Origin of the sequence: Legionella massiliensis (assembly GCF_000756815.1) — a bacterium.
GTDB classification, from domain to species: Bacteria; Pseudomonadota; Gammaproteobacteria; order Legionellales; family Legionellaceae; genus Tatlockia; species Tatlockia massiliensis.
Window position 1 is genome coordinate 471211 of the sequence record NZ_CCVW01000002.1, and the last position, 14518, is coordinate 485728.

The window sequence follows — 14518 nt, forward strand, 5'->3', positions numbered from 1 at the left end:
ATCCAGGCTACATTCAATCCATACCAAGATGATTTTTATCTATCTCCACAAAAAAAATGATTACATATAAAGCAATAAGTCGCTATAATGGGCAAACTTAATTCATAAAGGTGGCACACAATGGGTGGATGTAGACGCGGGTTTAGAGGTTACTTAGATGAGTTGCAAGAAGCAGGCGCAGAACAAAAGCAAGAAGCATTTAACCTTGTCAAAACAGGTAATGCAAGTGGAATTCTAGCCTTACTCAACCGATATCCTGGTTTATTAAAACAAGCATCTGATGATGAACATAAAGCGAATCTGATTATTTCCATACTTTATGAAATAAAGACTACGCGCAGTAAAAGAGTCCATGATGCGCTTATAAAACTTCTTAAAACGATTATTACAGAGCATAGAGACAAGCTTGATCTAACCTTCAGAGATAAAGATGGCAATACAGCCCTGCATCGTGCTTTTTGGTATGCCATAACCTCACAGAATGCTGCAACATCCAAAGCTCTTAGTGACATAGGGGTTGCATTTCTCAAACTGATCAAAGACGCCACCCACTTTAGGCAGATTATTGCCCTTAAAAATATCCATAATGAATCATTTTTACAAAATATTTATCTAGGAAACGTCGAACTCAGTCAAATCCAACAGCAAAACCTAGAGAAGGTGCAGAATCTGGTTGGTCCCCTCCTAAATCCCTATAAAAGACAAGCTAAAACAGGGCCCCAGGCCCCGCTTGACTTCAAAGCCAAAAGCTTTAAAGCACGCTTAGAGGAGTTACTTACTGAACCAGTAACGCTGGATTTAATCGAGGAGCCAGTAGTCTTTATCAAAGAAGGCCACACGCTTGATCGAGCAACTTGGGCCATCTTAAATCCCAAAAAGAGCCCTTTGACAAGAACCGATTTCAAAGACTCAGAGCTACAACCCAATGCAACGATTGCAGAAGTACTGAAGCTATACAAGCTGCACGCTGAAAATGAGGAAGTGCTTATTATAAGCCTGACTGAATTTTTTGGGTCTCAACAAGCTGGGCAATCAATTGATGATTTATTTGTAAGTAATAAAGACGTATTAACTGAAGATATTAAAGATCTGCTGGAGAACTACAACAGACAATATCAACAACTGCTTCACGTTGATGATGATCATAGCAACAGCTCTAACGACGTCACGCCAAGTAACAGTGATAGTGACATTGAGGAAATTAGTATTACAAGCCCATTAAAAGGCGGTTTTTCGAATGCTCAAAAAACGCCTCCAACTTCTAATAATCCCAAAGCCTCTATTAGTGAGATAATTAAAAAATTAAAGCGCAATATAGAAAACAAAACCTCAGGCCGGGAAACCTGGTTTGATAGCAACACAGATACAAAGGTTGCCAAGTTAGAGACAATTGCAACCTGGGTAAATTCCAAGCAATCTCTAAAGCCAGATGAGACAGCGCTTATTTTAGCCCTGGTTCGTGATGTCTGCGCAATTAAACGAAATAGCTGGGGTATCTTCCAGCCGCACAGCCTGGCAGAATTCAATGAGCTGACCGCCAAGAAGAAACTAAAGGCTCCTGCGGATCTTTCTTTTGATACTTTGGAATTACTACGACTGGAAGATAAAAAGGATGGGCTGAGCTTTATCGATGAACAAATGAGACCATCATCAGAGTTGGAGTTGTCCTAAATCTGCGCTGCTGTTAAGTTTTGTCATTCCCGCGAAGGTGGAATCTATTTCTAAGAAACACAGTGCCAATGTAGAGATGGATTCCCGCCTTCGCGGGAATGACAAAGGTTCATAACTTAAAGGCAATGTCCTAAATCGTGAGGAAATTAAAGTGCTTAATAGCCAATATCTTAAAGGCAAATTTTTTCATTATTTAGAGTATGTTAGAAATAGAAAGAACATCCGTAAATCGGCTTATAAGTATTATCCAGAACCGTTTTATCCCTGGTGTGGCATTGATAAGATTCATTTAGAACCAGCTGCCGAAAAGCAGCGCCCCTTTCTCATAAAAAAATATACCCGGGTCAAGGGGGAATTAGATAGAGTCTTATTACACAATCCCCAGCATTTATCCTATGACGATCACGTAACCCGCATTAAGGTCAAAGGCCAAGCCCTGACAACGGCCTCTTTCAGCTTACCGCGCTTGTCAGACTCGCAGTACCAGATCACAGACTTGCTAAACTTGGCTAGCTTGCCAGCAAAGTTCGATACTCTATTGACAGAAAACCCACAATTAGGCCAAAGACCCGCTCCCTTTGACTATATCAACATGGAGCAGCCAAACAATCCGAACAAGCCTGCCTGTGTTGGCTTACCCGAAGGCTATGATGATTCTTTTCGCTTTAATGAAGAGGAAACACTGACGGAAAATGTCTTGCATTTACCGCTTAAAGTGAGTGCAGAAAAGGCTAGAGAGCTAAACGCAGAAGGACGGGTTATTGCAGGCAGCTCTATGGCAATTAGCCATGAATCGGTTTACCTGCCCCATGAGCTGCGTTATTTAAAGCCTTTCATCGATTATCTTTGCCAAATCGAAAAAGCCTGCAATCCGGACTTTATGCAAGACTATTATATTTTCTTGTCGGTTAGTCATTCGCTCATCCCGCCAGGAGACTCACAACGCCGTGGTGGCTGGCATATTGATGGGCATCAGGGTTATGAACGTTTGCAGAAATCTGGTCGCAAACTCCCCTGTGATCGGCAATATCTAATTTCCAATATTCTGCCGACAGAAACTATTGCCTGCTCCTTTGATTTTGCTAAGGTCAGAGCCTATTGCCAAAGCAATTTTTGCGATTTGGATTCGGTCAACATGCAAGATGTGATTGAACAACAGGCTAGCCATTTCGCCAATAGCGATAATGTTAGTGCGCTGAGCCCTAATCGCTTGCATTTTCTCAATCCTTATATGGTTCATCGCGCGATGGTTAATCCCCATGATTACCCTATCAAACGTACCTTTACTCGTATTCTGTTTTCAACCTTTACTCGTAATCGTCTCGGTGATTCAGTGAATCCGGTGCTCGGGCCAATTTATCCCTTAAAGGTTAAGACGATTAAGGATATCCATGAAATTCCATCGAGCATCTACTTGGGTTGACTATGTTTGGCAAAAGAACAGATGAACAAATTTCAGACGCCCTCTTAACGACTTATGCCGCCTGGGATGACTATGTCTCGGCAATTTGGGCCTCGTTCTTTGTTGATTCCGGCTTAAGCCAAAATGGCGTCATTCTTGAGATTGCCCCCGGCGCCTCACCTAAAATCGCCTATGCCCTAGAAAAAATTGATTTTCGCGGCGATATCTATCTGATTGAGCCCTATCAAGACGCCTTGAAAGCAATTTCTAAAAAATATCAGACAATTTTACCCCAGGCCAAACTCCACCCTTTACCCTGCGTATTGATTGATAGCCTGAATCATTTACCCAGAGAACTAGACTGCGTCATTTCCCATCATCCCCTGGATGATATGATTATGGCGATGGATGATGACCCGCAAATTTTTGAACAATTATTCTCCTGGGTTAATCAGGATAAATTAGAAATACACCCTAAGTTTGCCGCACGTTGGCAACAGTTGCATGCAAACCCCGACAAAATTTCGCAAATAGAAAATGAAATAACCAGACAGTGGGTTTTGTTCGTCGAACAAATACAGCCTAAGCTATTAATGATGAGTCAGTATCCTAGTTTGGTCTTGGAAACAGAAACTATGTGCAGCCTAAATAAGCAGGCGCAGCTCTTATTACAAAGACTGAAACAGTATTTTCATAAGCAACTTATCGCAGATAGGCACGTTCAGGATTTATTGAATCATAATAAGAATTACAATTTTGATTTAATTGGCAATGAAGTGTTAAATGCTAAGAATTGGCTAATTTATAATAGGAATAGCAGCAGCCCTGGAGCCTAATATAGCCCGTCATCCAGAGCGCAGCGAAGGATCTCCGGGATTAGCACCGTGCCTCATTCAAGAGCTCCTTCGCTGCGCTCCCAAAGGCGTACGTCATGTCGAGCGTAGAGAGACATCTCCTGAGCGTAGCACTGTGCTAATCCCGGAGATCCCTCACTATGTTCGGGATGACGGGGTCTTTATCGATGTTTGCCCCTAAGGGGCTGGGGCGCTCTGGATGATGGAGTGTAGGGGCAATTTTAATAACCCCGAATTCCCGCGGCTTGACCGCGGGATCCAACAATCTTAGACCATTATTTTTTACAACTCTGAGGAGTAAACAATGACCAAAGGACCCTTATTCGACACACCAGAAGCCGTGAAGCGCCAGGGAGAAAACCTCTTTGTCAAATGTCCTTTGTATCGTTCTAAAGAATCAGTGCGCCCTATTTATATCAATAAAGAATTATTTCAGCAATTTATCGCCGACACAGACGCCTCATGGGAGCAAATGAGCGCAACCCTTAGCGAACTATTTAGCCTGACACTCAAATCTGAAGAAAGTTCAGGCGAGCAAATAGGCTGGGCCTATGTGGACAGGCAAAGCGATCCACTCAATCTTTCACTTTCAGGTAATGAAGGTTCGGGCAGAGCCTATTACACGGGTAAAAACTTTAACATTAAGGGTGAAAAGACCCCTCTTGCGACCTCAAGCGAAATCAACCATTCCAATGGTGTCTTGGCTATGCAAGATGGAATCTGGTCCTGCCTGATAGCCAACAGCCTTTACCCCAATGGCAAGGTCACACCGGTGCTAGCTGTTTTGGACATTAATGAAGTCTATAACCATCCAACCAAGCATAGTGATCTAGCCAGGGTAAAAATTATTCGCCTGGATCTTGACGGCTCCTTGGACAGAATTACCCATCTTTTTCAGCTGAAAAAATCGCTAAGCAAGGACGAACTCTTAGCCATGGCGGCTCAGTTTGGCCAACTCGATGCCTATAAATTCATGCAACGCATCGTGCACGGTTCCTGGTCTAACGGTAATATCTCACCCCATGGCCATTTGATTGATTATGATTCTGTTTGCGCTGTAAAAGGTAGGCAACCACAGTTTAGTTTAAGCAGTTACTACATCGATAACTATTTTTCTTTTGAATATGTCGGTAAACAAAAGGTTTTAGAAAGCCTCATCAATGATCCGCAGACTAATATTGAGCAAGTCCAATTTGCAGAGGTTAGCGCTGAGCTAATCGCTGCAAGAAACCAGGACATTGCTAAACTCTTGCTTGATTTAATGGGATTCAGTGATCCAAAGCTATTTAGCAATTACAACACCGAGCTTTATGACTTGGCACAGCAACTTATCAATCTCAGCCGCTATGTGCGTTACAGCAAGGAACGCAGTTTTTATACCAATACGCCCTTTCACTTTTTTGCCCATATCTTCGATTTTTCTACCCTCTTTCGCTATTTCGCGCTGTTGAAATTGAATGAGCGTTTTGATTTGGATGCGGGTTTTGCCTTGCTGGTAGAAAGTGAATTAATTCCTGAAGATGAAACTATCGACATCGCCGGTGATTTTATTGAAGAACCTCTGGAACCGAGAGTTTTAGCCTATTTGCAAGACTGTTTCATCAACAGTGAAGAGCAGATTATCCGCTTAAAAAATGAAGCCTATACCTTTATTGAAGCCTTTAATGCCTTATTTGACCGCTTGATTATCAGCAGCCATCTATCAGTGCCGGATGTGGCAAAGCAAGCTTATTTGGTTAACGAAGATCGTTTTTATTTATTTCCAGTCTTCGATTTAAGCAAAAAAATAACCAAGATAGCCTTATCGCAATCCGCCGAGCAAGCTAACGATCTCATTGGACAAATTATTAGAGCTAGCAGAAGACCCGCTGAGCGCGCAGATTTTCGTCTCTATATTGAAGGCATCACCTATATTGAATTTAGCGGCAAAGAGACTTTCCAGATTGTATTTGAACTCAAAAAACAAAGTCTAAACCTTGAGTTGGCTGATTTAACCATCAGCTTTAATGCGAAGACTTATAAAGCCAGTAGCAAGATAGTAAATACTGACACCATCAAAATCGAATCAGCAGCTATCGACATGAGGGAGCTTCTTGTTTCTTATCCCCGTGATGAAGTGTTCAAATTGAGGAAATATGAATTATTAGCCGGGGGTAATGTGATTAGGCTTCAGGATTATCTTAGGGTTGATCCTAAGCTAAAGTATTATCTATAGAGGCGCATAAATCCCCATGCCCCCTGTTTTTTATCCCCTCTCCCCCACGCTACGCGCGGTAGCTCGAATTCCCGCGGCTTGATTGCGGGATCTGGCTGTGGCTAAAGCTACATAGACCCCGCGGTCAAGCCCATAGGTATCTACACAAGTGTCTGTAATAGGTCATGTCCCTCCTGGTCTCAACACTACGTCATCCTGAGCGCAGCGAAGGATCTCCTGAATGTGGCACCGTGCTAATCCCGGAGATCCTTCGCTGCGCTCAGGATGACGTGGCGTTGGGGGGACAGGGCGTTCAATTACAGACACTTGTGTAGATACCTATGGGCTTGACCGCGGGGATTCGGAGCTAGTTAGTGGATTTCTATGTTTTGTCTGTAATAGGTCATGTCCCTCCTGGTCTCAACACTACGTCATCCTGAGCGCAGCGAAGGATCTCCTGAATGTGGCACCGTGCTAATCCCGGAGATCCTTCGCTGCGCTCAGGATGACGTGGCGTTGGGGGGACAGGGCGTTCAATTACAGACACTTGTGTAGATACCTATGGGCTTGACCGCGGGGATTCGGAGCTAGTTAGTGGATTTCTATGTTTTGTCCCGTACAAAGAGATCCAACAAGATATGACCAACAATTAATCATCCCTTAATAATATAACACTATAATTCTACCTATTGAGCAGTTTGTCGAAACAAAACGCATAGACAAAATAACAAATAGGAAAATTCAATGAGCCAAGAAATTATATTTGTAGAACTGTGCCAGAAGATTCAAGATGAGATCACCCGTCTTGAGGCTAGTAGAACAAGTTATAATCCCTTTGTAACCTCAAGCGATTTAAAAATCCAAATATTAAATCAGCTGCTTCAAGTTATTCTGGCCCCGGAACGTTTTCCTCCTGAAATATTGGATAAATATTTTAAAGATGAGCTCACTGGTGCTCATCAGGCAAAATCACTGCCAGATCTTATTGATATCCTTTTAAATGACACCACGCTTTGCAAAAATAATGCAACGGGTAAGGTTGAAGCGGTAACAAATCAAACGCTCATTAATGAAAACCGCAATATTTTTCACCATAGTGCCACCACCAAAAATAGTGCTTTTTATCAAGACCTGAAGGAACAATTCAAAGATCTTCGTATAGCGCCACCAGCGGTTAAGCAATACAGCTTACATGCTTATAAAAAAGAGCTTGATCCTGTCGCTGATAAAGGAAAATTATTCATTCGCTGGGACGAGGACAACAAGGTCCTCAAGTATAAGGTGATTAATCCCAAAGGGGAGATAGTCTCTAATACCATTAGCGAAGAGGCCTTAAAGGCACAATTAGGCGATCGTTATGCAGCTTTTAACGAAACTCTTGCTAATCATCATCTTCCTGTTCCCTTTCTCTTTGATCTCCTGCAAATTACTTCACGCAATGGCGATACCTATCATTTCGGACCGCAGCGTACCTACAATCGCATTGTCTACCTTGGCGACAGCCTGACCGATAAGGGCGAAATGTATGACTCTATACTTGGCGCCTGGAGTGGTCTAATCGGTACCTCACCTAATAAAAGTTTTTCCAATACCCGTGTCTGGGCTGATGGCATGGATAATATGATGGCCGAAGAACTACTGAAAAAAGTGGTTGCAGAGCATCTCGGAATTAAAGGCTATCGCAATTTTTTAACCTGTACCCAACAAGAACGCAGAGCTATTCAAGAAGCAATTGTAGACTTGGATCAACATCTTAAGGATCAATACAAAGCGTCTTTTGGCCTCGACAATAACAGCCGTTTCACCATTAAAGATGATGATGGCAACGATGTTGTCTTTTCGATTACCAAAGCTATTGGTGGGCTGACTGCTTATAGTTATGCAGGAGTACTCAGTATTAATCCGGTTCGGACAATCATGCGTTATCTCTTATCGACTTTAGCTAAGCAACGTGAAGAGCTACTCGAGATAGAGAAAGATGTCCCTGCTGAAGAAAGGGCTAAAACGGTTGTCCATATTTTAGCAGGCGCTAATGATTTAGTGACCGTGAATACCAGACCCTCACACGAAGAGGTTGATCATGCCGTCGATGCCATTTTGGAAACCATGGAAATACTCTGGCAAAACGGCTATCGTCAGTTTGCGCTTTCCGACTTGCCTGATCTATCTAGAACGCCTCGTTATCAATATGAATCGCGCATAGAACAACTCAATGCACATGTCTGCTCGGAATACTTTAATCGTCAGCTCGAAATGCGCCTTGCCCAATTCAAATCTAAACACCTTGATTCTGCGGTAGACGTTTTTGGTTTACATGATTTGTTGCAAGATGGTATCGACAATCCCAAGAAGTATGGCTTCAGTACCGAATATGAGCTATCCGAAGTGGATGACAGCAAGTGGTCTAAGTTGAGTTATCTCTCTGAGGGCTGTAGTTTTTATCGCGTACCAGAGGGCAGTCTCGACGCATTATTTGATGAAATTAAGACTAGAGCCTATGTACGCACAGGCAATCTGCTTTACTACATCGATAAAACTGATGGTACCGATGCCTTTACCCTTATCTTATCTGGCAAAGACGAAGTTGCTGAATTTGATAAGAAAGTAAAATGCGCAGATAAGGTCAAAATGCTGCCAGAAAATAAACTGGCCGATATCTCTAAGCTGCTCAGGGATAAAGCCGCTCATGACCAGACGCCAGTAGCACGTCACTTCGCTCCTCAAACGACACCAAAACAAAATAAAATTTATTATCAAATCAAAGCTAATGAATTCCACTATCAGACTATGGATGTTTATGATCGCTTGCGCAAAGACAAGGTCAGCAAAGAAGACTTGCTGAAGCAAGTTAATGGCTGTGCCCTGCTTCGTGCAACGATCTGCCCTGTCGATAAACAAACAGGTGAAGTTAAAATTGATATCCCCTCAGGCGCTGCCTTTGTGCGTTACCAAAATCAATTGTTCTATATTCGTCGTTCCGCCGGAGTCAATGATTTTGAGGTTGAAAAAACTATCGATTTAACTGATGAACAACTTGATGACTTCGATGCACGTTTTAAACCCTGGTACGCTTCAAAACAATTGTCTGAGGATGAGCAAGCCAAATGCCGTCAAATGTTTGATGCTCCATTCTCACCACCAGCAAAGATAGATGACCTCGAGCTTGATACTCAACATGCGCCAGGCTATGTCCCCTATCTCCAGGCTATTCTTGCTGAGCGTGATCATGTGGTTGCCCGCGGCGATATCTTTACTCCGGCGCAAAATACCCAAGCCTTCAAGCGTTTGCTTGAAGAGAGCGGGCCTGTAATGCCTGGTGATGTGACACCAACCAGTAATAAGGCCTTCAATGACTTATTACATCCGCTTGGCGATATGGGAGCACGTTGGACTGATAAATTTTTTAATGAATTTTTGGCAAAACTCTATTTATATGTCCCTGCCGCTGAGAAATTTAAGCACTTTATCGAGGAGCTAATAAAGCCTGACCTCAGTGCAAAAGCCTCTGATAAGGAGCAAGTCGAACCTCAGGTCAAAACGACAGAAGCAGCAGAGTTGCTTGTCGATACAAGCGAGCTAGTTAAAGCCTTTGCGGTTGCTTATAACGATAAGTTGGTCGCTGAAAAGAAAGAAAACTCCAGCATTTTCAGCTTTTTCCATCCTCATAAACCAGAAAAAAATCTACTGCCTGAACTAAGGGAGCTTGATGGGGAGGAGGTTCTGCAAACTGTTTTTGGCTCTGCTAAGGAGACATCTGACAACCGTACCCATAAAGTATTACAAAGCATTAATTGGATGACAGCAGAGGGTAAGCTAACCGCTTGGGCTGAACAGGTTCCCCAATTGAAACAGGCCTTTTCAGGTGAAAATCATCAATTATTGGTAGAGCTTTAAACCACAAACTTCCGCGTCCTAAATAGAAGGAATCGAAGCGTCTCCGTCATTGCAAACAATCTAAGGTCCAGAGCCCTGAACCTTAGATTGCTTCTCTCTCTTCTCAATGGCAACATACTGTCTCTATTAATTGACAAAGGATTGATTATGGCAGAGATTTATATTCATCCCTCCTTAGTACGTTTTACTGATAATCAAAAAACACTGGAATTAGCAATTTCTACCATTGAAGAATTAATTCCCGCCCTATGCGCAAAATTCCCTAAATTAAAAGCAAACCTGCTTGATGACTCTGGTGAGTTAACTCCTTTTGTGAACTGCTATATCAATGGAAAAAATTTACGCTCCTATGACCCCAAAAGCCTAATAATGCCAGATGCAAAGGCAGAGATAGTTACTGCCTTAGTTGGTGGCTAAGGTAGTAGGCAATAGCTCAGCCGTCATGGTGAGCAAGTAAAGCAATCCCAGGTTCAGAGCTACTAAGGTCACCCCTCCCGACTTTCCGCGGCTTGACCGCAGGATCTGTGGGCTCAGAGTGAAGAGCGTCTAATCAGCAGATCCGGCAGTCAAACCGCGAGAATTTGATACTGACGTGGAGGGCTGACCTATTGCGCTAGCTGATAAAATAGTCCTTCCTGCTTAATTAGCTCCTGATAGGTGCCAGTTTGCACCACTTTCCCTTGATCAAGCACAAAAATGTTATCAGCACTTCGAATTGTTGACATGCGATGGGCAATAGAAATACGGGTCATTGCCAATTGATTAATCCCTTTGATAACTAGTTCTTCTGTTTCGCTATCCAAAGAATTTGTTGCCTCATCTAACAATAAAATTTTTGGCTTTTTGATTAAGGCCCTCGCTATTAGCAGCAATTGTTTTTGCCCACCCGACAAGAGCCCAGAAGACACCATGGTATTAATTCCCATAGGCAGTGCCGCAATAAAATTATCAAGGCTAAGGGAGGCTAGGACTCTCCAAACCTCAGTCTCCGCTGGATCATTAGGACCAAGGATATTGTCAAGAATAGTGCCATAAAACAGTTGGCTCTCCTGCAAAACAACACCCAGATTTGCACGAAATTGCGCCAGATCGATTTCTTCCAATCGCCTGCCATTCAATTCAATACCGCCTTTTTGCGGGTTATAAAAGCCTAATAACAACTTTAAAAGAGTCGATTTACCCGAACCAGACAGGCCAACAAAAGCAACATGTTGACCCGATTTTATCTGGCAATTTAATCCTTCTAACACCCAACGTTTAGAATCAGGATAATGAAAATAAACCTCCTTAAAACAAATATACTCAAGGCTCTCATTCTCTGATTGATAGTTTCCGCTACCTTCCCTTGCTGTTTCTAAGATTGGCTGCAGACGGCGATAAGCGATAAAACTATCAACAATGCCGCCTGAATTAATCAAAAATGAAACCATTGTTGCAACTAACAAACAAAGACTACAAAAAAAGATAATGAAATATTCTGCCGACAAAGTACCGGTTTGCAGACTAGCTCCATAAAAAACCAAGCACATAATAAATAATGGAACACTAGAGAAAATAGCATAGCCCCAAATCCCTTTATTATAGATTTTCTGCAACAGGCTGCGAACTTCGCTATATTTTTTCAACCAAATCGACTCTACAAAGGCTTCTCTAGCAAAGAGCTTAACCCGCGTTATTCCATTTAATACTTGCAACATAAATCCATAAAGCGCTTCTGTTCGCTGTCTCTGCTCTTCATAATGAGGCAGCAGGCGCAGTGAAGCCCAAAAGGCTAAAACGCTAAAAAAAACGACTAGAATCAAGACTAAAACCGTAAGTTGCCAATTAAAATAAAGCATGAGATTAAAGCCGAGGACTAATCCTAGAAAGGACAAAATCTGCCCCATTTTTCCTGTACTACACAAAGCACTTAAGGACGTAATCCAAAGAATACGATATGTCAGATCACCAATTGTATAGTGATGAAAAAAGTGAACTGGCAATTGCAAGACCCTACGCATTATGCCTGCTTGCAACTGATAGAGAACGCGTATTTCCAGCTGTAAATAAAAATAAGTACGAATCGCACTTAAAAAGAGAATACCTAAGCTGATGCTAGCCAATAAAATAAGAAAATGAACCATTCCACCGCGCTGCAACATAAAACCAATCATAATAGGACGTAGGAAAGTAGCTAACGCAGTAAATAACACCAAGACGAGCAGACTAGTCAGCAAAAAACGATTATCTTTTATTTTTAACTCACACACTTGCTGTTCTCCTGAAAAGCTGCTCATAGGAACCACTAGCCACCAAATGACCTTGTTTAAGTATGTGAATATGCTCAGCATCCACTATTGTCGTTAAACGGTGAGCAACCGAGATACGAGTACCTGGAAATTGCCTGAGGTTAGTCTTTATTCGTGCTTCAATGATTGGATCTAAAGCGCTAGTAGCCTCATCTAAAATCAGGATTGCTGGTTTGACAAGTAGAGTTCGAGCTATTTCAAGACGCTGGCGCTGGCCGCCACTTAGATTGACTGCCCCTTCAAGTAATTGAAAATCAAAACCCGCAGGCTCTAGTCGTGGTAAATCATCTATTGCCGCCATTTGCAGGGCAGCATTCATTTCTGAATCTGAATAAGTCTCTCCCCATAAGGATAAATTTTCCCTAAGGCTCCCTTTGTAAAAGAAAAAGTCCTGACTGACAACACCTAATAAACGCGCACGCAAGGTAACAGGTATCTCTGCTAAGGGCTTACCATCAATTAAAATCTGACCTGACCAGGGTTGATAGAGTCCTGCAATCAAATTCATCAGGGTGCTTTTACCACTTCCAGAAGCCCCAACAATAGCAACATGCTGCCCGGGATTAATAGTTAAATTAAAATTCTTAAACAAAGGCTTAAATTCAGGGCTAAAACCAAAGGTCAAATCGATAATTTCAATTTTCCCTTTTAGGTTTTCTAACGTATGGCCGGTTTCCTTTGTAATAACAGGTTCAACAGGATAGTCAACAATATCACAAACCCCTTGCAAATCAGCTTCAACCTGGTTTTGTTGGCTAGCTAACCTCAGATGCTGTGTAATTGCTTCATTAAAAGAAATAAAGAGAATCTGGGAAGCCATCATTTCCCCTAAAGTCATGCGTCCTTTATGAATGCAATAAAGACCCACAGCAGTCGTTGCAATATAACCTAAGGAAAAAAAGAAAAAGGAAAAAAGTTGCATTAAGCCATTCGCTAATGAAGATTCGCGGTGAGCCTGTAAAAACGCCTTTAGCTGTTGCTCCCATTTTACAAAACAAGCTTGTTCCGCACATTGAGCCTTAATTTGGGCGATTGTTGTGAGATAGCTTGCAGTCAACGCAGTCAAGCTAGTCATTGCTGCTTTACTAGTCATTGCCACATTTCCCCACCGCTTTTGCCAGTATTGTCTAAGCAGAAAATAAGCAGCTAAACACAGGCAAGCAATCAAGGGCAATAAGGGACAATAGGTAAACATTAGGGCAACAGCAATGAAGCCTTGAAAGGTTGTGATAAAGGCTAAACACAGACTGCTCCAGGGCGCAGCAGCTAGTCGCTCGGAGGCTTGCAAACGATAGAGCAAATCACCTGAGCGACGATAGGAAAAAAAAACTAAGGGTAACGACATAAGCTGCTTTATCAGTTTGCTATTCAACCAAGTTGCAAATTTGGTTTCTAAACGACGAAAAATCCTGCGTTGTAAGTAACAAAAAGAAACCTGTACTAGCAAAAGTAGCAACATCAGCGATAAAAGCCGGCTCTGTAGTTCGTTTTGCATTTCAAGGCCAAAGAACACATAGTGATCAACAAAAATTCTGGCAAAAACAGGGGGTGCCAAACTCATTAAGGCCGTTATTACCATGAAAAAACACAAGATAACCAGACTAGGCCCTTGTTTACGAAGCAAGGGTAAAAACTCCACATAAGGCTTTGATTTTGCCCTTTTGCTAAAGCTTGTATTAGGACTTAACTGCAGTGATATACCAGAAAAACCAGCATGAAAAGTCTCCCAGTCTAAAATCTGAGGCCCTCGTTTAGGATCATTGATATAGATCTTAGAACCGATGATTTGCTCAAGGACAACGTAGTGCTTACGATTCCAAAATAGGATAAGTGGGAAACTGGGCTTCAGCGGCAATCCATTTTGAAAGACTTTGGCATTCATGCCAAAATGGGCCGCCGCTTTGACAAGATTTGCCAGACTGACACCCTCGCGAGAAACCAAACATTGCTGACCTAATTCATGAAGTGGTACATGACAATCATGAAAAGCCAATATAATGCCCAAAGCCGCAGCACCACAATCAACCGTTTCCATCTGCAGGAAAACCGGCGTTCTTCCCGATTTCCAACCTAGCACGTCACTAATACTCCTGAGGGTAATTGGCCAGGCTCCTTGTCTGATCAAGCCTATACTCAAAATGAAGGGGCTGACTTATTAGGTAATAGGTCACCCTATCCCGAATTCCCGCGGCTTGACCGTGGGATCTGTGCGCTC

General features: G+C 42.5%; 8 protein-coding genes. 6 read left to right on the forward strand and 2 right to left on the reverse strand.

What is annotated here, in order from left to right; all coding sequences use genetic code 11:
• Positions 1-120: 120 nt before the first annotated feature.
• From BN1094_RS09175 to BN1094_RS09200, 6 genes are all read left to right on the forward strand, one after another.
• Positions 121-1671, forward strand: coding sequence for an RING finger protein (locus BN1094_RS09175; protein ID WP_043874125.1), 1551 nt, complete (start codon positions 121-123; stop codon positions 1669-1671).
• A 151-nt stretch (positions 1672-1822) separates the two neighbouring features.
• The gene (locus tag BN1094_RS09180; RefSeq protein ID WP_043874126.1) at positions 1823-3094 is read left to right on the forward strand and encodes a hypothetical protein; all 1272 of its coding nucleotides are present in this window, start codon (positions 1823-1825) and stop codon (positions 3092-3094) included.
• Positions 3095-3096: 2 nt separating this feature from the next.
• Positions 3097-3909, forward strand: coding sequence for a hypothetical protein (locus tag BN1094_RS09185; RefSeq protein WP_043874127.1), 813 nt, complete (start codon positions 3097-3099; stop codon positions 3907-3909).
• Between the two features lie 322 nt (positions 3910-4231).
• A complete protein-coding gene (locus tag BN1094_RS09190; protein WP_043874128.1) occupies positions 4232-6142 on the forward strand; it encodes a hypothetical protein in 1911 nt (636 codons plus the stop codon).
• A gap of 723 nt (positions 6143-6865) precedes the next feature.
• Entirely contained in the window at positions 6866-10015 is a 3150-nt protein-coding gene (locus tag BN1094_RS09195; protein ID WP_043874129.1) for an SGNH/GDSL hydrolase family protein, read from the forward strand.
• A gap of 147 nt (positions 10016-10162) precedes the next feature.
• The gene (locus tag BN1094_RS09200; protein WP_043874130.1) at positions 10163-10432 is read left to right on the forward strand and encodes a ubiquitin family protein; all 270 of its coding nucleotides are present in this window, start codon (positions 10163-10165) and stop codon (positions 10430-10432) included.
• Positions 10433-10620: 188 nt separating this feature from the next.
• Here the strand turns inward: BN1094_RS09200 and BN1094_RS09205 are convergent, their stop codons facing one another.
• Together BN1094_RS09205 and BN1094_RS09210 are read right to left on the reverse strand one after the other, a co-directional pair.
• Entirely contained in the window at positions 10621-12264 is a 1644-nt protein-coding gene (locus BN1094_RS09205) for a peptidase domain-containing ABC transporter (RefSeq protein WP_043874131.1), read from the reverse strand.
• Entirely contained in the window at positions 12257-14380 is a 2124-nt protein-coding gene (locus BN1094_RS09210; protein ID WP_043874132.1) for a peptidase domain-containing ABC transporter, read from the reverse strand. The genes BN1094_RS09205 and BN1094_RS09210 overlap by 8 nt, the downstream gene beginning before the upstream one ends.
• Positions 14381-14518 lie beyond the last annotated feature (138 nt).

Excerpts from the sequence above, each read along its gene's own strand:
- BN1094_RS09195 (WP_043874129.1), top strand. The coding sequence starts at position 6,866 with ATGAGCCAAGAAATTATATTTGTAGAACTGTGCCAGAAGATTCAAGAT.
- BN1094_RS09200 (WP_043874130.1), top strand. The coding sequence starts at position 10,163 with ATGGCAGAGATTTATATTCATCCCTCCTTAGTACGTTTTACTGATAAT.
- BN1094_RS09190 (WP_043874128.1), top strand. The coding sequence starts at position 4,232 with ATGACCAAAGGACCCTTATTCGACACACCAGAAGCCGTGAAGCGCCAG.
- BN1094_RS09185 (WP_043874127.1), top strand. The coding sequence starts at position 3,097 with ATGTTTGGCAAAAGAACAGATGAACAAATTTCAGACGCCCTCTTAACG.
- BN1094_RS09175 (WP_043874125.1), top strand. The coding sequence starts at position 121 with ATGGGTGGATGTAGACGCGGGTTTAGAGGTTACTTAGATGAGTTGCAA.